Origin of the sequence: Neobacillus drentensis (assembly GCF_036965645.1) — a bacterium.
Lineage (GTDB): Bacteria > Bacillota > Bacilli > Bacillales > Cytobacillaceae > Neobacillus > Neobacillus drentensis_D.
In genome coordinates this window covers 35,815-54,507 of record NZ_JBALPZ010000006.1, presented here as the reverse complement: position 1 = coordinate 54,507, position 18,693 = coordinate 35,815, and the positions used below count along the sequence as shown (strand labels likewise).

Here is an 18,693-nt window from a genome sequence, read left to right as displayed (position 1 = left end):
CCCCTAACTAATACCGACTCGCTGCTGTATTTTTCGTCGATTTTGCTACTTCTAAAACCATCCTTGCCGCTGTTTTTCTATGCGTTACGTACAAGGCTAAACCTGTGAATAGAAATCCTCCAGCTACATTCCCCACTAGTACAGGGAGTTGATTCCATAACCACCAATCAACGAATGTTACGTGTGCACCAAGCATTATACCGGCAGGAATAACAAACATATTGACAACGGCGTGTTCAAAGCCCTGTGCAAAAAAGATTAAGATTGGCAGCCACATGGCAGCAATTTTTCCGCCGACAGACTTGGTAGTCATGGCCATGACGGCACCTAAGGTCACCATCCAATTACAAAGCATCGCTTTTACAAAAACGACAATTAGTCCGTCTGTACCTATATTTTTGTAACCTAAAGTTTTGGCTTCTGCTATAGCCATGATTTTCGCTGCAACGGGATTGTTATTTACATGCCCCAGTTGAGTAATCGCAATGATATATAAAAGTGCATAAATCATACTTCCTACTATATGACCAACAATAACCCACAACCAATTTTTCATCATCTGTCCGACGGTAGCCTTTTTCCCTAAGACAGCCACTGGTATAAGTGCAAAACTACCAGTTACCAATTCCAGTCCGAGTAGAATGATCATCACAAAGGCGGCCGGGAACAGCACCGCACCAACAATCCCCATCCCTGTCTGCACTTCAGCTGTATAGGCTAATGTTGTACCGAATCCAAGCAGAGCACCAGAAAGTGCTCCTCGGATTACTAAATCGCTAACAGGTAATTTTGCTTTTGCTTCCCCAGACAGAATCATACTTTCAATTACTTGATTAGGACTAAATAATGCCAATGTTTTCACTCCATTCAATATGCAGAAAGCAATCCTCTTCTATCCGGGAGTAGTCGCTGCTTATTCGAGAGTAACCCCCGGTTTTAAGAGTGTACCTTTATTAATCTTTGTGTTTGCTACTCTTCACCAACTAAAATAAATACTTGGTCATCAATAACTTCTACCGGAAAGGATTTTACACATCCGAAATCAGGTGCTTGAACTTTCCCATCGGTAACGCAAATTTTCCAATCATGCATCGGGCAAAAAACAAACTCCCCACTTACAATGCCTTCCGCTAAAACTCCACCCTTATGCGGGCAACGGTTTTCAATGGCTCGAACATTCCCATTCTCTAATCGAAAAACCGCAATTTCCGTATTTCCAATCACCGTTGTTTTTCCTAATTTTCTTGGCATATCCTCTATATTTCCTATAAAAACCCGTTTAATTGTATCTACCATGAAGCTAGTCTCCCTTCTATTTAACACCTGTTGGAATTTTTACCGTCTCATAAAGGTCTCTTAAGAGTGTTTTATTCTCAATAGCTTCCTTCCAAGGGTCTTGAACAATCGAAAGTGCCTCTTCAATCCGGAAGTTCAACATTTTTACAGTTTCAGCATCAGAAAGGACTTCCTTAATATGATCAAGTCCAAGGCGGTCCACCCAGGCAGAAGTTCTTTCTAAATAATTGGCCGTCTCACGATAATACTGGAGGTATGCCCCGATCATTTCGACAAGCTCATCATCCGTTTTGAATTTGAATAACAAATCAGCTGCACGAAGATGGGTACCGCCATTTCCACCTACATACATTTCCCATGCCCCATCAGTCCCAACAACGCCAACGTCTTTAATCCCGCTTTCGGCACAGTTCCTTGGACAAGCGGAGACCGCCATTTTGACTTTATGAGGAGTGTTTAATCCTTCAAATTTCTTTTCCAAACGAATTCCTAACCCAATTGAATCTTGTGTACCAAATCGGCAATAGCTTTCACCGACACAAGTTTTGACAGTACGCAAGCCTTTTGCGTAAGCCGCTCCAGATGGCATATCCAGTTCCGCCCAAATCTTCGGTAAATCATCCTTTTTCACGCCAAGTAAATCAATTCGCTGACCGCCCGTCACTTTGATGGTGCCAACTTGATATTTATCCGCCACATCGGCAATTTTTCGTAAATCAGCAGACGTCGTTACTCCGCCATACATTCTCGGTACAACTGAGTAGGTGCCATCCTTTTGGATATTGGCATGAAGCCTTTCATTTACAAAGCGGGCTTCTTTCTCATCCTGATATTCTGTTGGATAGATCATACCTAAGTAGTAATTTAATGCCGGTTTACATTTGGAACATCCATCTGTTTTCCATCCAAGCACATTCATCACTTCACGGATATGTGTCAAACGCTTAGCACGGATTTCCTCAACAATTTCATCTCTAGATAAAGTGGTGCAGCCACAAATGGCTTCCTTTTCATCTGCCTTAAATTCATCACCTAGAGTACAGGCTAGTAAATCAGCCACTAAGGATTTACAGCCGCCGCATGAACGGGAAGCATTGGTGCAGCCTTTTACTTGGTCAACTGAAGTTAAACCTTGAGTTCGAATCGCTTCAACAATGGTGCCTTTGTTGACACCGTTACACCCGCAAATAATTTCTTCATCTGCCATCTCAGTTACAAGGCTAACCTCTGACGACTGACTTTTGGAGGACTCTAGATACTCCTCGATGTCTGCACCTTTTTTAATGAGACTTAAGAGTTGATTTCCATCCTTTGTATCGCCAAACAGGACAGCGCCCGCAATTTTCCCGTTTTCAATTAGAACTTTTTTATAAACTCCGCTCCAATCATCGTACATTTTATATACTTTTGTGTCCGCATCCTCGTTTATTTTTCCAGAAGAAAATACATCAACGCCAGATACTTTCAGTTGAGTGGAAAGGACGGAACCGTGATAACCGTCATTCTCTATACCGCATATTCGTTTTGCTAACACCTGTGCCTGTTGATAAAGGGGTGCCACTAACCCATAGGCCGTACCGCGATGTTCGGCACATTCCCCAACTGCATAAATGTGAGGGGCGTCCGTTTCTAAATAATCATTTACAATAATTCCTCGGTTAACCGATAGGCCGGCTTTTTGAGCTAATTCAATATTGGGTTTAATTCCAACTGCCATGACTACTAAATCCGCTTGGATCTTACTACCGTCTTTAAATTTTAGGCCCGTTACATGTTTCTTACCGAGGATTTCAGCGGTATGTTTTTCTAATAGGAAATTCATTCCCTGACTCTCTAGTTCTTTTTGTAAAAGTTTCCCTGCGGTTCGGTCTAATTGACGCTCCATTAAGTAATCAAAGATATGAATGACGTCTACTTCCATCCCTAAATTTAATAATCCACGGGCCGCTTCAAGTCCAAGTAATCCCCCGCCTATAACAGCTGCCTTTTTATATTTTTTGGAATATTCGATCATTTGTTCGCAGTCTTTGATATTTCGGAAAGCCGTCACTCCCTCTTTATCTGCGCCTGGTAATGGCAGCATGAACGGATTCGATCCGGTTGCAATGATCAATTTGTCATATGGTTCGATTCTTCCTTTATCTGTCGTAACGAACTGTCTTTCTTTATCAATTGAAATTACCGTTTCCCCTGTAAAAAGAGTGATTTCATTATCCTCATACCACTGATTGTCATTTAATGTGATATCTTTAACGGAAGTACCTCCTTGTAAGACCGTTGATAACTGAATTCGGTTATAGTTTGGATATGGTTCACTTCCAAAAATCGTAATTTCAAATTCATCCCGGTTAAGTTTCAGCACTTCCTCAATGGCACGAACCCCAGCCATTCCATTTCCTACAAGTATTAGTTTTTGTTTGATCAAGTGAAATTCCCTCCCTAAACTGTTGCATGTGTATTTTATATCACGATGGGAGGTTTAATAACATGAATATGGAAGGTTTTCTGCCATACTATTTTTCATACATGAAATCTCTATACAAGTGGGAAATTCAGTGATAACAGCACTGATAACGATTACATTTTTTGTTGAAAATTATTAAAAATTGAGAATTAAAATTCTGCGTAATAACCAATTTAGAGGATTTATCACTTAAGAAATAGAAATAGTGAATGACTGGATGAAGAGGTGAAAAACTTGCGAACAGAAAATGAAATGTATGAGATAATTATGGGCATCGCTAAAAAGGACGAGCGGATACGAGCCGTGTATATGAATGGCTCACGGACCAATCCAAATGCGCCAAGGGATATTTTTCAAGATTATGATATTGTCTATGTAGTGAAGGAAACAGCTTCTTTTATCAACGATGTTAACTGGATTCGTATGTTTGGAGAATTACTCATGCTACAAGAACCGGATAAAATGGACCAGCTTGCAGGCAAGGAAGTGTACCATGATCAGTCATTTGGCTATTTAATGCTGTTCCAAGATGGAAATCGAATTGATTTGCACATTGAAACAAAGGAAATCATGCTAGAAAACTATCAGAAAGATTCCTTAACCAAACCTCTTTTGGATAAGGACAACATTCTTCCCTGCATCCCAGCCCCCACAGACAAAGATTATTGGATTAATAAGCCTAGCGAGCCAGTTTTTCTGAATTACTGTAATGATTTTTGGTGGTGCCTGCAGAACGTGGCAAAAGGAATTTGGTGTGATGAACTACCTTACGCAAAGCAGATGTTTGAAATGTTCATTCGACCCAGGTTGGATAAAATGGCGGAATGGTGGATAGGTACAAAACATAATTTTTCAGTATCGCCAGGTAAGATGGGAAAGTACTTCAAACAATTCCTGCCTGAAACTTATTGGCGAATGTATGAACAGACGTATTCCGATCATGACTATGAGCACTTTTGGGATGCCATCTTTAACACCTGTCATTTATTTCGATCATTAGCGAAAGAAGTAGCGGACCAGTTATTATTCACCTATCAAGATCAGGACGATATCAATATGACTCAATACCTTCTACACATTAGGCAGCTGCCACCAGGTGCTAAGATTATTTTCTAAAGGATATTATGGCAGTAAAATCTTCAACTACTAAAAATTAAAAAGAAAGGCTTCTTATATGAAAAAGAAATTAATATGGATTGGAACAGGAGTTCTGGTCGTTTTTCTCCTATTATTCGGATCTTATAAGTTAATGAATTCAAGAACCTTCCAGTTGTTTGGCGGCCTTACGGATCAGGTGAAAACCAATCATAAGGTCGTCGCTTTAACCTTTGATGATGGGCCTACAAATAATATCGACAACATCCTTCCGTTGTTGAAGCAATACAATGCAAAAGCGACCTTTTTCTTAATTGGGAATGAGATTGAAAAAAATCCGGATGAAGCAAAAAAGATTGTAGATGCAGGGCATCAAGTGGGAAATCATACTTTTTCCCATCAGCGGATGATTTTTAAATCCCCTTCTTACATTAAAGAGGAAATAGAAAAAACGGATAAACTTATTCGAAATGCAGGATATAAAGGGGAAATCGATTTCCGGCCGCCAAATGGGAAAAAACTTTTCGGCTTACCTTACTACTTATCTAAACAGAATCGAGATACCATCACTTGGAATATCGAACCAGATACCTACTACTCCTCTACAAGAGATAAAGTCAATTATGTAAAGAAGAATGTAACACCTGGCTCCATTATCCTGATCCATCCGATGTATGATCAATCGGGCGAAGAACTGAAAACTATTCAAGGCATTCTACTATCCCTATCTAAACAAGGATACAAATTCATAACCGTTAATGAACTCCAAAAATTGAAAAAGTAAAAATAGGCTTGGAGATTAGCTTAATTTCCAAGCCCTTTTCAATAATTGGATACCTTGTTCTATTTCACTCTCCGTTAACCCGCCAAAGCCTAATAGAATCATAGGACCTTTGTCACGACTAGGCAGGTGATAATAAACAGAGGTTGGATACACTTTCACTTTAAACTTCTTTGCACTTTCAATTAATTGTTTTTCCGACATATCATTTTGAACAGATAATAATATGTGCAAACCGGAATCATCTCCAATAATGGTGGTTTGGTCACCCAATTTTTTCTTAATGGCGCTGATTAACGCATGCTGTTTTTTTCGGTAAACCGTTCTCATTTTATTTAAATGTCTCTCCCAATGTCCCTCTTTCATAAATTGCCATAATGTATGCTGATGCAAACGAGATACGGTTTGCTTATAAAGGGAAAAGTGATCGTTATACTTTTTTAATAAGGGTTGTGGTAACACCAAGTAGTTAATTCTTATCGAAGGGATCAACGATTTAGAAAAAGTACCTAAATATATCACTTTATTGTTAGGGTCTAATCCTTGCAATGAGGGAATTGGCTTTCCTTTATAACGAAATTCTCCGTCATAATCATCCTCGATAATGTACCTGCCGTTTTTCTCTGCCCATTTTAATAATTCCATTCTTCTAGTAATCGGCATGACCATTCCAATCGGAAATTGGTGAGATGGGGTTACATAGGTGATTTGTGCATGACTCTTGTATAAATGTTTCATGCTAATTCCGTCATGATCAAGAGGGATGGGGACTAAGGAAACACCCTGATCCTTAAAGGCCTCCCTTGTTCGGTGATAGCCTGGTTCTTCCATTGAGAAAATAGCATCTCTTCCTATTATCATCGTTAATAACCCAATTAAATATTGCGTTCCTGCCCCGACCATAATTTGTTCAGGTACACACCTTACTCCTCTTGATTGATATAGGTATTTTGCAATTTCATCGCGAAGCGGGTATTCCCCCTGGCGCTCATCATTTAAGAAAAACGAACTTTGTTCTTCATAAAGACTTTGAATGGTTAGCCTTCTCCAAGTAGTAAAGGGGAAATGTTCTAAGGCGATTTGTCCATGGCTAAAATCAACAAGATACAAATCACCTTCCTGTTTATGATCGTTTTTATGGATGGTTGAGACTTTATTAGGAGTCAGAATCAGGTCCTGCTGTATTTCTTTTACAAAGATCCCCTTTCTCGGCAAACTCTCGACGTATCCTTCTGCGAATAATTGATGGTACGCGGATTCTACTGTATTCTGACTTACTCCAAGATGTAAAGCGAGTTTCCGTTTTGACGGCAGCATGACTCCTTTTTCAATTTTCCCATTTTGTATTTCTTGTTTAAAATATTGATAGAGTTGCAGGTATAACGGTTCTCGACTTTTGTTGTCTAAAACTAAAGTGATTTCAAACATTTGCATCCCCCTCCTCAGCTAACTGGCATGGTTAAATATATTATAACTGACCCTTTTAGGCATATCAGCTATTAAATATAATCAAGAATATAAAGAAGGAAGGGATGAAGACTACATGGCAATTATCGACTATAGGAAAGATGTTAAGATAACAGCGGAGGATTTATCAAGTGTATTCCAATTGTCAGGACTTAAAAGACCTTATGAAGATTTACATCGTCTCGAAAGAATGATTGAGAATGCGGATATACTTATTTCAGCTTGGGATGAGGATAAACTTGTGGGAGTCGCTAGAGCGATTACAGATTTTAGCTACTGCTGTTATTTATCAGATTTAGCGGTTGATCAGGAGTATCAAAATCGGGGAATTGGCAGGGAATTGGTTCGATTCGTACAAGATCGGATTGGTGAAGAAGTAACCTTATTGCTGCTTGCCTCCCCAATTGCGATGGAATACTATCCGCATATTGGATTTGATAAGGTTAACAATGGATATATGATTCCTAGAAAAAGGTAATACATTAAAGAAGTGGCTTATATTCTTAAGTGGTTCACTTTACTTTAAATAAAAAGGATATTCCGTTAACAATAATAATGCAATATAAATCAATAAAAATTTATTGAAAAACGATAAATAATGTGGTAAAATCACGTTATCATTAAATAAGTGAGGTTTTTTAATTGAATGGTAAACGTGGTTCAACCACTTTCTTAAAGGCAATTATTTTTCTGGCTGGAATTGCAGTGCTTGCTTTATGTGTATTTTTAGTGCCCCATATGGCGAATTTTGCAGCAAAATTGTATCCCAATATTGCCCCAATGAAATATCTCGTTTTTATCGTGATGTATGGAGCGGCTGTGCCTTTTTACTTTGCTCTCTATCAGGCTTTCAATCTTTTACGGTACATTGACGAGAACACAGCGTTCTCGGAACTATCTGTAAATGCGTTAAAGAACATAAAGTACTGTGCAATTACAATTAGTGGTTTGTATGTATTAGGTATGCCACTCTTTCATTATATAGCGAAGAAAGTTGACCCTCCAATTGGAATAATGGGACTCATCATCATTTTTGCTTCGTTGGTTATCGCCGTTTTTGCTGCTATCCTCCAACGGCTTCTACAAGAAGCGATTAACATAAAATCTGAAAATGATTTGACGGTCTGAGGTGGAGAGTATGGCAATTATAATTAATATTGATGTGATGTTAGCAAAACGAAAAATGAGCGTAACGGAGCTTTCGGAGAGGGTTGGAATTACTATGGCGAATCTTTCTATTCTGAAGAATGGAAAAGCAAAAGCGGTTCGTTTTTCAACATTAGAAGCGATATGTAAGACTTTGGATTGTCAGCCAGGTGATATTTTGGAGTACAAAAGCGACGAAGATACTCAATAAAAACAGACATCTAATTTATTTAACTGGAGTCGATAGCGAATTTAAGGGATAGTCATTAAGATATCCCTTCTTTGCGTTTATTGATGTTATTTACTTAGTGACAAAATAAGGTGGATTAAATTAAAGGTGGATTGGATCAAAATGTTCAACGGTTGGAAAGGGATCATAGAAATGGTGTAATAGTCTTTTCCATTCTTGATATTCGCTTGACTCCCTAAATCCTACTGTATGATCTTCTAACGTTTCCCACTTAACCAAAAGTAAATACTTTCCCTCAACTTCTATACAACGCTGTAATTCATGTGAGATGTATCCCTTCATGGAAGAAATAATTTCCGATGCTTGCCGGAAAACTCTCTCAAACTCCTCTATCATACCTTCCTTTACTTGAAGCATGGCGGCCTCCAAAATCATGTACTCTCCCCCTAAATAAAGTTGTCTTGTTTTCTTATGTATTCATAATAAAGCCTTTATCTTAAATACTCCAAGATAAAGGCTTTTATCATTTCTTATCCTCTTATTACCAAATAATCTCCTGACGTCATCTTCACTACATCCGCCTTTAGAGCTTTGGCAATGTCAGCTGTCATCGTTTTTTGCTCTACTTCATCACCAGCCAACAGGGTCAGTTGCTTTCCCCCCAAGATTCGATCTTTATTCAACGTCACAAGTGCAAGGACATCATAATTCACTTTGGTACCTGTTTCGATTCCCACCTTATTCCCTCCCCACCATATTCGATTTCATGACAGCAGGACTTTTCTTACTGCTTTCAAGCAGCGGTGTTTTCTTTACAACCTCAATGAGCCCATCCATATCATTTATAATCGGTATTAAAGCGATGACCACTCGTCCATCATTAAAATCTCGTCTGGTAAAATGATATCGTTTTACACCTAAGGTCTTTGTCGCTTCAAATAGGGCTGCCTGGCTTTGGCCATAGTTTTCAAGGGTGACACGAAAATGCTCTTGCTTAGGATAGATAACCACCGCTCTACCTTCCTCTTGAAACAACTTTGAGGCATTCTCAGTGCCTAACAGATTTGAAACATAAATTCCATCCACAAACAATTCATGATTCTTGACTTCGATTTTTCCTTCTCTTACCTCAGAAATATCCCCAATTGTTTTTCCTTTTGAAAAACGTTTTAAGACATAAATTAGAATCAAACCAACGATGACCCCGGAAATAATATTAATTAGGCTCGATTTACTATCGACAAGTTGAATCGTAATAGCGCAGCCTAATGCAACAATCAGGGAAAAATAATTTCTGGACTCAAAGGTTTTTGAAATACCATCAATATAGGCATCCCCTCTATAGGCAAACTCGGTGTTTTCTAGGTCTTTTAAACTTTCACGTTCAGATTTTCTAACATCCCTAAATTGCTGAATGGCTAACGTTAAAAATGTCACCGCAATAAAATTTTTCGTCATTAAGGCAGGAACTGCGACAGCTCCTAATGCTGCGGCAACGAAACCTAATACTAAATGGATCAAGTAACCATTCGGGTAACTCGGATACTGGCGAAAATCTTCTTTAATTGTGATGATACGTGCCAATGTTCCTATAATTAGCGAAGTTACAATCAAAATGACTTGATCCCTTTCTAATGGACCACCCATTACACATTCCCCCATTTTTTCCTTTTTTACTATTGTTAGGAGACGTGCGAAAAATATGAATAAACACGTAAGGAATATTTTTAATAAGCGATTAATAGGAACAATTTGCTCTAAAATTTAGATACGGACTGTTGTTTTAAACTTTCTATGCTTCGTTCAAATTTCCGTCAAAACATTTTTAACAAATTGTGAATTTACTCACATACCCATGTTATTAAAGCTCAAAAGGTATATATTATAACCATAAAGAACAAAACAAAATTTGAAGGGCGGAATCATTTATGTTTAACAAATTTTTAAGAGAGAATAAAATTGCAGCGGCCATCCTTACTGTTTTACGTTTATACCTTGGTTACTCTTGGATCACAGCAGGAATTGGAAAGTTAACTAGCGGCGGATTCGATGCTTCTGGGTTCTTAAAAGGGGCGATCGCTAATCCAGTAAAAGGACCAGACGGGGCAGTTGTATTTGGCTGGTATGTGGACTTCTTAAAGCACATTGCATTGCCAAACGTGGATGTCTTTAACGTTATGGTACCTGTTGGCGAAACACTAATTGGCCTAGGCTTAATCCTTGGATGCTTAACAACCACTGCCATGTTCTTTGGTCTAGTCATGAATTTCTCTTTCTTCCTAGCAGGAACAGTTTCTCATAACCCAAGAGACATTTTCTTAGGCTTCATTATCCTTACAGCAGGTTACAACGCTGGTAGAATTGGCTTAGACCGCTGGGTAGTACCTTTCTTCAGAAAAATCGCTAAAAAAGAAACTAGTGAAGTCAAACATAAAGTCAGTGCATAAATTTTCAAAAAGAGAGCTGCCAATGGCGGCTCTTTTGTTTCCGTTCCATTTGTGGATTAACTTTCCACTAGAATTTGTTCCCTTTTCTTTACTTGTTCAAAAAAAGCTCCTGTAGCAGTTTGTACGATTAAAAAAACTGGAAATGAATAGGCTAAATGGTAGCCCTTTTGAAGTGTAATAATATCAAACCAGGTAAACAGCCACTGAGCAGCAACTCCGACAATAGCCCAAGCCACTGTATAAAAAATAAATGTCTTTTTACGAATCCGCATGGTTTCATAGAAATAAAAAAAGAAAAACCCAAAAGGTCCAAAGTCTAGATAATAAAAAATATCTGACACTTCATAATGGTTTGAATCATTAATCCTATAGAAATCAAGCAGTCCCCCACCGATGGTAAAATCAAATAAAATCCCCATGGTTATTCCCCAAACTAAACCCAATATTCTAACTTGCGGGGTAAATTTTTTACTTAATAGAAAATAAGCAAGATAAGCAACTACCAATATGATCAATAGAGAAATTTCATTTTTATCAAAACTCTCCCACATTCTCATCGGCTAATCGCCTCACTTTGTTTAATCTTCCGTAAAAATTTCAAAGAAAAATAAGCAATAAGATGAAGTAAAACAACGTATATAAGATCGTTCATAATATTCCATTTTTCCCGATTAGTTATGTCAAAGGTTGACCCCAGCCTCGCTAAGAAAACTAATGCTACAATTGAACAAACTGAAATGAGAACGGCTCTGCCGGTGGAAGGAACACTTTTTATTAAATTAAGGGCAACAATGATGATAAATGGAAGGTTGATACTTCTGTTAAGCATAAAAGCAGTATAATTTAATGGTTTAGTCGAAATGTCAATTAGGTTTAACTCCGCAGATGTAACCCATGAAAAATTTATGCTAATGATAAGAAGCAGCAATATAATAAATGAATTCTCGACAAACGATAGACTCTTTTTCATTAATGTAAAAATAACGATGATAAGCCAAGAAACAAAGAAATAAAAAGCAAAACCCATGGGAGCACACTCCAAAAATTTTTACTTATATTTTTTTCGTTCCTAGGTAAATTTATTCTATTTTTTGTTTCTTTCTGTTGATAGGTTATCTCCATACAAAAGAACGGTCAAAATGACCGTTCTCTCTAATTTTTTATTTAAGGGATGGCTAATACATTAACTACGTATAACTCACTCGGTCTATCAAAACCACAGTCTTTTATGATAATCATATTCTGTGATATCAATACTTTCTTCCCTTTCAGTTTTCGGAGTACACTTTTCACATGGTTCTTCAGACTGGTTATGTTCACATTGTTCGATTAAAAGTTCCATTTGGTTGTATCCCCTCTCCTATTCGTTACTATCATTATAATGGAAGCGTTTACAAATGTCTTGTGGTTTTTATTGGAAAAATAGGGGACGATTACATTCTGTTTACAAAATGATTAGTTTTAAATGATTGCTGTATAAATACTTTTTGGCGAACATAGGGTGATTTAAACCCAAAACCTCTTTCGAATAAATAGGTTGTTACTTTCGAAAGAGAAATAAGGAGGCAACTATGAATCCTTTTTTACGGAAAAAGTCAATTGATGAACTTCAAAATGAAAGTACTGGGAACTCAGGTCTTAAGCGTGTACTGGGACTCTGGCAGCTTACAGCGATTGGTTTAGGCGGAATTATCGGCGTCGGCATTTTCGTGCTAACCGGGGTAGCTGCTGCTGAGCATGCGGGTCCTGCTGTTATGTTATCATTTATCATCGCTGGTCTGGCCAGCGCTGCCGCCGCTTTATGTTATGCAGAGTTTGCCGGCTTAATTCCAGTCGCAGGCAGTGCCTATACGTATAGTTATGCGGTTTTAGGTGAAGGAGCCGCCTGGCTGATTGGCTGGGATTTGCTGCTCGAATACACCTTAGTCATTGCCGTCGTGGCGATTGGCTGGTCAGGGTATATGCAAGAAATCCTCACACAGATTGGCATCCATTTGCCTGTGTGGGCACAGGGTGCACCCGGAACAGGTGCTGGTCATAGAATTGACTTGATTTCCATGATTATCAGTCTGGCCATTGCCGGATTACTAACGATTGGGATGGAATGGGGCGCACGATTTAATAACCTAATGGTTATCATTAAATTAAGTATTGTACTGGTTGTAATCGCAGTCGGTGCATTCTATATTGAACCCGCTAACTGGCATCCCTTTATGCCGTTTGGCTTCCACGGTGTCATGGGTGGTGCTGCCTTAGTCTTCTTTGCTGTATTCGGTTATGATACATTAACGACCGCGGCAGAAGAATCCAAAAATCCGCAGCGTGATTTACCAAGAGCAGTCGTATTTTCATTAGGGATTGCCCTATGTTTATATATCGGCATGTCCCTTGTCATTACCGGAATGGCTCACTATGAAACTCTTAACAATGCTGCACCCATTGCAAAAGCGTTTAGTCATGCCGGCCTTCATTGGATTACCTTTATCATCTCTGTTGCGGCCATCGCTGGCATTTTATCTGTTCTATTTTCATTTATGCTCGCCGGGTCACGGATTTGGTTTTCCATGAGCCGGGACGGCTTGCTGCCAAACTGGTTTGCACAAGTTCATACCAAGTATAAAACACCCTACCGGCCAACACTAATTATTGGTGTCATTTCTGCACTCGTTTCAGGATTAACACCGATTAGTGAAGTAGCGGAACTCGTTAACATCGGCACATTGTCAGCCTTTATTCTCATCTGTTCCTCTATTATCCTGCTTCGGAGGAAACGTCCGGACCTTGAAAGAAAATTTCGGACACCGTTTGTACCTGTTATCCCTCTGATTGGGATTGGTTTTTCCATCTATTTAATTATTAGTCTACCACCGATTACCTGGATCCGTTTTGTGATCTGGATGATCCTTGGATTGGTGATTTACTTCCTCTATGGAAGACGAATGAGTAAGTTAACGAGGGATTAAAATTAGAGGAGCCGCCTCCTTTTAGCGGCTCCTCTTTTTGAGTGGATTTTGCAGCTTTTGCGGAATGGTCATTTTTAGAGGAGAATCTTAAACCTTCATTATAATAAGACCACTTGCTTTTCTGATCCATGCCCCCCATCATCGCTTCAGCAATTCTTCCTTGGAATAAAAATAAGTTCCTTTCGCTTTTTGCTCCATAGCATCAAGTAAAATATTCGGAGTTCCCGCTTTTCCAAGAAAAGAAGGTATTCCCGATGCCATTGCCATTTTAAAAGCGTCGATTTTCGATTTCATGCCACCGGTACCAATTGAACTGCCAGAATCACCAGCCGCCGCCTCTATAGATGGTGTAATTTCATGAACCTGTTCCAATCGCTTGGCGTGAAGCTGTTTGCGAGGGTCGCCATTATATAGCCCATCGATGTCCGATAAAATAATAAGCAGCTCTGCATCAATTAGGGCAGCAACTTGGGCAGAAAGGGTATCATTATCCCCAAACTGAAGGCGTTTGACGGTCACCGTGTCGTTTTCGTTAATAATGGGGACAATTCCACGATCTAATAAGACATTGATTGTATTTCTGGCATTGTTATAGCGATCCTCATCCGAAAAATCGTCTCTGGTGATGAGAATTTGTGAGGCTACATAGCCATGGGAAAGAAAATACTCAGAGTAAACTTCCATCAACAGACTCTGTCCTATCGAAGCAGCAGCTTGTTTTTCTGGTAAGGTGGTCGGTTTCTCTTTTAAGCCAAGTTTTCGGTAGCCCGCTGCTACCGCGCCTGATGAAACCAATAAAACTTCATGGCCTTCATCTTTTAATTGAACAATCTGATCGACTAATTTTTCTAGCTTCCTCCGGCTGATTTCCCCATGCAGGCTCGTGAGTGAGCTGCTCCCAATTTTTATGACAACTCTTCTTTTCGAGTCAAACGTCATCAAATCACTCCTATTTTTCACTAATCATTTCTTGGATTTGCCAGCTTAATTCTTTTGAGCGCTGAGCTGCTCCCTTAATCGCTTGGAAAATGGCCTTGCCTCCGCCATGAATTTTTAATGCCTCAAGTCCTGCAGCCGTTGTACCGTTGGGTGAAGTTACTTTTTCTCGTAATTCTGCAGGGGTTTCACTTTGCTGGATCATCATTTTGGCTGCCCCTAAAATGGTCTGTGCCCCTATCTTTCTTGCAGTATTCGAATCAAGTCCAGCCTCTATTCCTGCTCTTTCAATGTGTTCCATTAAGTAATAAATATAAGCAGGCCCACTCCCGGCTATCCCTGTAAAAATATCCATTTCTCCCTCATCTAATTGATAAACGGTTCCCAGGCAGGCTAATAATTCCTCAGCCAACAATACAGAAATTCCGCTTGTATGTTTACCTGGTACAAAAGCGGTGGCTGATTCGCCAATCATAGCGGATGTGTTCGGCATGATACGAACTACTTGCTGACCCTCCAACAGCTTATCTTCTATAGTTTTCGTTGGAATCCCGGCCACTACTGAAAACACTAATTGATGCGGGTGTAACTGATTTTTTAATGATTCTAAAGCTCCTTCGATATCTTTAGGCTTCATGGCTAAAATGATGATGTCGACTAATTCGAGGTTTAATTCTTCACTCCGAATTCCTTTTACTCCGTATTGTTCCACAAGTTCAACTAATCTTTTTCCATCCTGACGATTGGTAACAAGGATTTGACTGGGTGGTATTCTTTTAGATTTTATCATCCCAGAAATTAATGCCTCAGCCATGGATCCAGCACCAATAAATGCAATTTTCTGTTTAATTAACATTCGATCTCTCCCTCGTCATTTAAGTAGTAGTTTTGCATTCTCTGATTTGATTTCGTTAAACTCCTGCTCTAATTCACTTAAAGTCCATTCATATAAATGTTTGTTATTTTTCTTATAAATACCGGATTGAATGAGCTTATTAATGAGGAATTGTCTTTTAGTCTGGACTGCTTTACGTAGCAAATTTTCCACTTGTAAGAAACCTCCTGTAACCTACTTGTTCTATATTGATTTGCAGTTTATGCTGCATGAAGGAAGGTATGTAACTGGATGCATAATTAGAAGTATGAGGTTTTGGGTACTCTTGGCGGGATTACTTTGGCGGTCTATAACGCATTCAACATGATCAGCTCCCTTCCCATAGATGCCATTATAAAGGAACATTTTTAAGAATTTGTCGATTTAACGGTTCTTTACGGACTCTTAAAGGAAATGTTATCTCCTCTTAATAAAAGATAAATGGCTGTTTTTATTTAAAACGGGAAACAATATAGTGAAGATAACTTCATCGTTTTCCGGCTCAGCTAATCATTAATAGATGTTTTTCGAGGTGAATGAATGAATTTAACTTTTCTGTTAGAAGCACTCGGTCTTCTGTTTATAAGTACCCTATTGCTGAGAATTGCTGGCAAAAAATCGATGGCTAAAATGTCTAATCTAGAGGTAGTCATCATCTTAGCAATCGGAACGACAATGGGGCACGCGATAAAAGAGCATAAATTCTGGCAAATCATTGTAATCTTAACCTTTTTTATCCTTTATTTAATTTTTGTTCAATATCTTCAAATTAAGTCTAAAACCATCCACCGTTTTATAACTGGTAATGCAACGGTGGTGATCCGGAATGGTCAAATCATCGGAGCTAACTTAAAGAAATTACGAATGACAACCGAACAGCTCGAAATGAAACTCCGTCAAAAAGGGATTGCTTATATTTCAAATGTGAATACGGCAACAATTGAAACAGATGGAGAATTGGGCTATGAACTGATGGAACATGTTCAACCGATAACTCGTGAAGAGTTAATGGCAATGGTAGGTGAAAATCAGAAAGGAAGTTTACAAAAAGGTCAAGATTCTAAGCAAGATAATTTATTTAATAAAGTTCCTGGTATTTTAGAAAAATAAGTAATTCGTAAATGGAGGAGGAAAAGAATTCCTCCTTCTTTTACTTGTCTCCTTTTCTAAATCGAAAAAAAGCAATAATCAAGAGGGCAATCGGAATAATAATTTGAAATGGTATATGTAAAATGAATGAAACATACTTCAATCCTTCATGGATCTGTTCGGAATAATTAGCAGCAATAATCCTAGATCCAAATAAGATAATAACCCCTACTGGAAAAACCAGCTTACGATAATCTTCAACTTTAAAAATATCAGCAGCCCCATATACAGCCGCCAAAAAAAAGATCGTAATTTTAAAAAAACCACTGATGATGGCATAAAGAATATAGAATACATCTAATCTTTCTAAGAAATTCGAAAAATGAATTTTACTAATTGTGGATAACAGTGGGAAAGTAGAACGTGTAAAAAAATCAACTCCAAGAACAGAAATATTGACTATTGAAGTAATCACAATATTAATACCTGCTAATACCATCCCGCCTAAACACACCAATTTTACTTTTTTTTGGTTATTTAAAAACGGTAAAAGCATCGTAAAGGCAACCATTTCTCCAAATGGGAAATAAAGCGTCGTTCGCATAAAAGATTTAATGACAGGCCACGGCCCATATTCAAAAATCGGTTTAATGTTTTCTATGTGAATTAAATCTGTAAACATAATGACGAAAAACCCTGTTACTGCAAATAAATAGATAAAGATAAAAAACAACTCAGAAACTCTTGCAATGACTTCCAATCCCTTATGAATAGCGTACATGATCGTTAATAACATGAGTGAATTGATGACAAACATTGGAGTATTCGTATAAGCGGTTGTGACTAAAAGTTCACCAAAATCACGCAATATTCTTGCTGCCAAATACATAAAATACATGACATATAAAAATCCTATCAACCTTCCTACCCATTTTCCAACTAGAATTTGAACATAACTAGTCAGTGGGACATTAGGGAAGAATTTATAGAGACGATAATAGACCAAAAAAAGGACTAGACCTCCTGCTAATCCAAGCAGAATACTAATCCAGGCGTCCTGTTTCGCTTCTGCACCTGGAGCTAATAGAAGAGCACTACCCATTTCAAATAGGACGACTAAGACAAACAGTTGATAGGAATTAATTTTTATTTTTTCCATAAATAAACTTCCTTTATATAAAAACTGCACGCACGTTTTCATTTCATCACAACTTCTTTATTTTCTCCAAAATCGCAAATTATTAATTACCTTTGATGTTAAACTTCTCGACAAAAGGACGTCTGAATAATTATTAGCTTTCTAGTTATAATATGGGGGTAAAAATTGAAATTTGGAGGTTTACTTGATGAAGTCAACTAATAGGGAGCAAACCAATCAAATAAAGAGCAATGAAGAGGGTCAACCATCAAATCAAGAGCAGGTAAAAGAAATAACAGATGCTCAAAGAGACGGGATACGCTACGATTACACTGATTCCTCTGATTTTAAATAAAACAATGAAGAAAATCCATGTTAGATAATCTTACAAGACGCTTGGTTTTGACGGTACTTAACTACTATAATAAAATTGCCTAGTACCTTTCTTGAAGGAAACTCAAGAGCTGCTGATCAGCCCTAGTTTCCTTCCTTTTTTTAGGAATGATTGTAGGTAGTACCATGTAAAAATTTTTTACATAAAGGGATGTGAGTTCAATGACAAAGATTCCTGTTATTTTTAAGGGGAAGAAATTTATTTTGCTTTACCAATATTCCTCTGGTTATTGTGAAATTACAGAAGAAGGTTCAAATTATAGGGATATTAAACTTGTCCATTTCTCAGAACTGACTCTAAATCAATAAGAAAGTAACATCCCATACCTATATCCAGTTTTTAAGCAAAAACCCTTCTCCCACGAAAGGTTTTTTTGTTCTATTTAGAAAATTTAAATGGAATATCAAAATAAA

The 18,693-nt window shown here is 38.2% G+C and carries 23 protein-coding genes and 1 pseudogene; 10 read left to right on the top strand and 14 right to left on the bottom strand.

Annotated features, from left to right (window positions below; genetic code table 11):
- Positions 1-7: 7 nt before the first annotated feature.
- The 3 genes from V7266_RS00975 to nirB all read right to left on the bottom strand — a co-directional run bounded on the left by V7266_RS00975 (position 8) and on the right by nirB (position 3,721).
- Entirely contained in the window at positions 8-853 is an 846-nt protein-coding gene (locus V7266_RS00975) for a formate/nitrite transporter family protein (RefSeq protein ID WP_335465356.1), read from the bottom strand.
- A 116-nt stretch (positions 854-969) separates the two neighbouring features.
- Positions 970-1,296, bottom strand: a complete 327-nt coding sequence (gene nirD, locus V7266_RS00970; protein WP_335465355.1) for a nitrite reductase small subunit NirD — start codon at positions 1,294-1,296, stop codon at positions 970-972.
- 16 nt (positions 1,297-1,312) lie between these two features.
- The gene (nirB, locus tag V7266_RS00965) at positions 1,313-3,721 is read right to left on the bottom strand and encodes a nitrite reductase large subunit NirB (protein WP_335465354.1); all 2,409 of its coding nucleotides are present in this window, start codon (positions 3,719-3,721) and stop codon (positions 1,313-1,315) included.
- A 273-nt stretch (positions 3,722-3,994) separates the two neighbouring features.
- On the opposite strand from nirB, the gene V7266_RS00960 reads away from it, so the two are divergent.
- Positions 3,995-4,876, top strand: coding sequence for an aminoglycoside 6-adenylyltransferase (locus V7266_RS00960; RefSeq protein ID WP_335465352.1), 882 nt, complete (start codon positions 3,995-3,997; stop codon positions 4,874-4,876).
- A 58-nt stretch (positions 4,877-4,934) separates the two neighbouring features.
- A complete protein-coding gene (locus V7266_RS00955) occupies positions 4,935-5,639 on the top strand; it encodes a polysaccharide deacetylase family protein (RefSeq protein ID WP_335465351.1) in 705 nt (234 codons plus the stop codon).
- A 15-nt stretch (positions 5,640-5,654) separates the two neighbouring features.
- Here V7266_RS00955 and V7266_RS00950 read toward each other — a convergent pair whose 3' ends face one another.
- The gene (locus tag V7266_RS00950; RefSeq protein ID WP_335465349.1) at positions 5,655-7,064 is read right to left on the bottom strand and encodes a PLP-dependent aminotransferase family protein; all 1,410 of its coding nucleotides are present in this window, start codon (positions 7,062-7,064) and stop codon (positions 5,655-5,657) included.
- A 115-nt stretch (positions 7,065-7,179) separates the two neighbouring features.
- Between V7266_RS00950 and V7266_RS00945 the strand changes: the two genes are divergently transcribed.
- The 3 genes from V7266_RS00945 to V7266_RS00935 all read left to right on the top strand — a co-directional run bounded on the left by V7266_RS00945 (position 7,180) and on the right by V7266_RS00935 (position 8,460).
- A complete protein-coding gene (locus V7266_RS00945; protein WP_335465347.1) occupies positions 7,180-7,581 on the top strand; it encodes a GNAT family N-acetyltransferase in 402 nt (133 codons plus the stop codon).
- A gap of 164 nt (positions 7,582-7,745) precedes the next feature.
- On the top strand, positions 7,746-8,231 hold the full coding sequence (locus tag V7266_RS00940; RefSeq protein WP_335465345.1) for a DUF2975 domain-containing protein: 486 nt from the start codon (positions 7,746-7,748) through the stop codon (positions 8,229-8,231).
- 10 nt (positions 8,232-8,241) lie between these two features.
- On the top strand, positions 8,242-8,460 hold the full coding sequence (locus V7266_RS00935; protein WP_004434885.1) for a helix-turn-helix domain-containing protein: 219 nt from the start codon (positions 8,242-8,244) through the stop codon (positions 8,458-8,460).
- 120 nt (positions 8,461-8,580) lie between these two features.
- On the opposite strand, the gene V7266_RS00930 is transcribed toward V7266_RS00935, so the two are convergent.
- The 3 genes from V7266_RS00930 to V7266_RS00920 form a co-directional block, all read right to left on the bottom strand.
- Complete coding sequence (locus V7266_RS00930) at positions 8,581-8,874, bottom strand: antibiotic biosynthesis monooxygenase family protein (protein ID WP_335465343.1); 294 nt, start codon at positions 8,872-8,874, stop codon at positions 8,581-8,583.
- A gap of 95 nt (positions 8,875-8,969) precedes the next feature.
- Entirely contained in the window at positions 8,970-9,176 is a 207-nt protein-coding gene (locus V7266_RS00925) for a capping complex subunit for YIEGIA (RefSeq protein WP_335465341.1), read from the bottom strand.
- A gap of 1 nt (position 9,177) precedes the next feature.
- Positions 9,178-10,086 (bottom strand): YIEGIA domain-containing protein, encoded by a 909-nt coding sequence (locus V7266_RS00920; RefSeq protein WP_335465339.1) that lies wholly within the window; start codon positions 10,084-10,086, stop codon positions 9,178-9,180.
- A gap of 281 nt (positions 10,087-10,367) precedes the next feature.
- Between V7266_RS00920 and V7266_RS00915 the strand changes: the two genes are divergently transcribed.
- Entirely contained in the window at positions 10,368-10,886 is a 519-nt protein-coding gene (locus tag V7266_RS00915; protein WP_335465337.1) for a DoxX family protein, read from the top strand.
- Between the two features lie 56 nt (positions 10,887-10,942).
- On the opposite strand, the gene V7266_RS00910 is transcribed toward V7266_RS00915, so the two are convergent.
- The 3 genes from V7266_RS00910 to V7266_RS00900 form a co-directional block, all read right to left on the bottom strand.
- Positions 10,943-11,443, bottom strand: coding sequence for a hypothetical protein (locus tag V7266_RS00910; RefSeq protein WP_335465335.1), 501 nt, complete (start codon positions 11,441-11,443; stop codon positions 10,943-10,945).
- A complete protein-coding gene (locus tag V7266_RS00905; protein WP_335465333.1) occupies positions 11,440-11,913 on the bottom strand; it encodes a hypothetical protein in 474 nt (157 codons plus the stop codon). The genes V7266_RS00910 and V7266_RS00905 overlap by 4 nt, the downstream gene beginning before the upstream one ends.
- Positions 11,914-12,096: 183 nt before the next feature.
- Entirely contained in the window at positions 12,097-12,228 is a 132-nt protein-coding gene (locus V7266_RS00900) for a hypothetical protein (protein WP_335465331.1), read from the bottom strand.
- A gap of 229 nt (positions 12,229-12,457) precedes the next feature.
- Here V7266_RS00900 and V7266_RS00895 point away from each other — a divergent pair, with 229 nt between their 5' ends.
- On the top strand, positions 12,458-13,849 hold the full coding sequence (locus V7266_RS00895) for an amino acid permease (RefSeq protein WP_335465330.1): 1,392 nt from the start codon (positions 12,458-12,460) through the stop codon (positions 13,847-13,849).
- Between the two features lie 168 nt (positions 13,850-14,017).
- Here the strand turns inward: V7266_RS00895 and proB are convergent.
- From proB to V7266_RS00880, 3 genes and pseudogenes are all read right to left on the bottom strand, one after another.
- Positions 14,018-14,788: pseudogene (gene proB, locus V7266_RS00890) on the bottom strand (glutamate 5-kinase); the annotation flags it as partial.
- 10 nt (positions 14,789-14,798) lie between these two features.
- A complete protein-coding gene (gene proC, locus V7266_RS00885) occupies positions 14,799-15,641 on the bottom strand; it encodes a pyrroline-5-carboxylate reductase (protein WP_335465328.1) in 843 nt (280 codons plus the stop codon).
- Between the two features lie 15 nt (positions 15,642-15,656).
- The gene (locus tag V7266_RS00880; protein ID WP_335465326.1) at positions 15,657-15,833 is read right to left on the bottom strand and encodes a Fur-regulated basic protein FbpA; all 177 of its coding nucleotides are present in this window, start codon (positions 15,831-15,833) and stop codon (positions 15,657-15,659) included.
- Between the two features lie 366 nt (positions 15,834-16,199).
- Here V7266_RS00880 and V7266_RS00875 point away from each other — a divergent pair, with 366 nt between their 5' ends.
- A complete protein-coding gene (locus V7266_RS00875; protein WP_335465325.1) occupies positions 16,200-16,769 on the top strand; it encodes a DUF421 domain-containing protein in 570 nt (189 codons plus the stop codon).
- Between the two features lie 40 nt (positions 16,770-16,809).
- Here the strand turns inward: V7266_RS00875 and V7266_RS00870 are convergent, their stop codons facing one another.
- On the bottom strand, positions 16,810-17,907 hold the full coding sequence (locus V7266_RS00870; protein WP_335465323.1) for a GerAB/ArcD/ProY family transporter: 1,098 nt from the start codon (positions 17,905-17,907) through the stop codon (positions 16,810-16,812).
- A gap of 187 nt (positions 17,908-18,094) precedes the next feature.
- On the opposite strand from V7266_RS00870, the gene V7266_RS00865 reads away from it, so the two are divergent.
- Together V7266_RS00865 and V7266_RS00860 are read left to right on the top strand one after the other, a co-directional pair.
- The gene (locus tag V7266_RS00865) at positions 18,095-18,241 is read left to right on the top strand and encodes a hypothetical protein (RefSeq protein ID WP_335465322.1); all 147 of its coding nucleotides are present in this window, start codon (positions 18,095-18,097) and stop codon (positions 18,239-18,241) included.
- A gap of 200 nt (positions 18,242-18,441) precedes the next feature.
- Entirely contained in the window at positions 18,442-18,588 is a 147-nt protein-coding gene (locus V7266_RS00860) for a hypothetical protein (RefSeq protein WP_335465320.1), read from the top strand.
- The last annotated feature ends 105 nt before the right edge of the window (positions 18,589-18,693 follow it).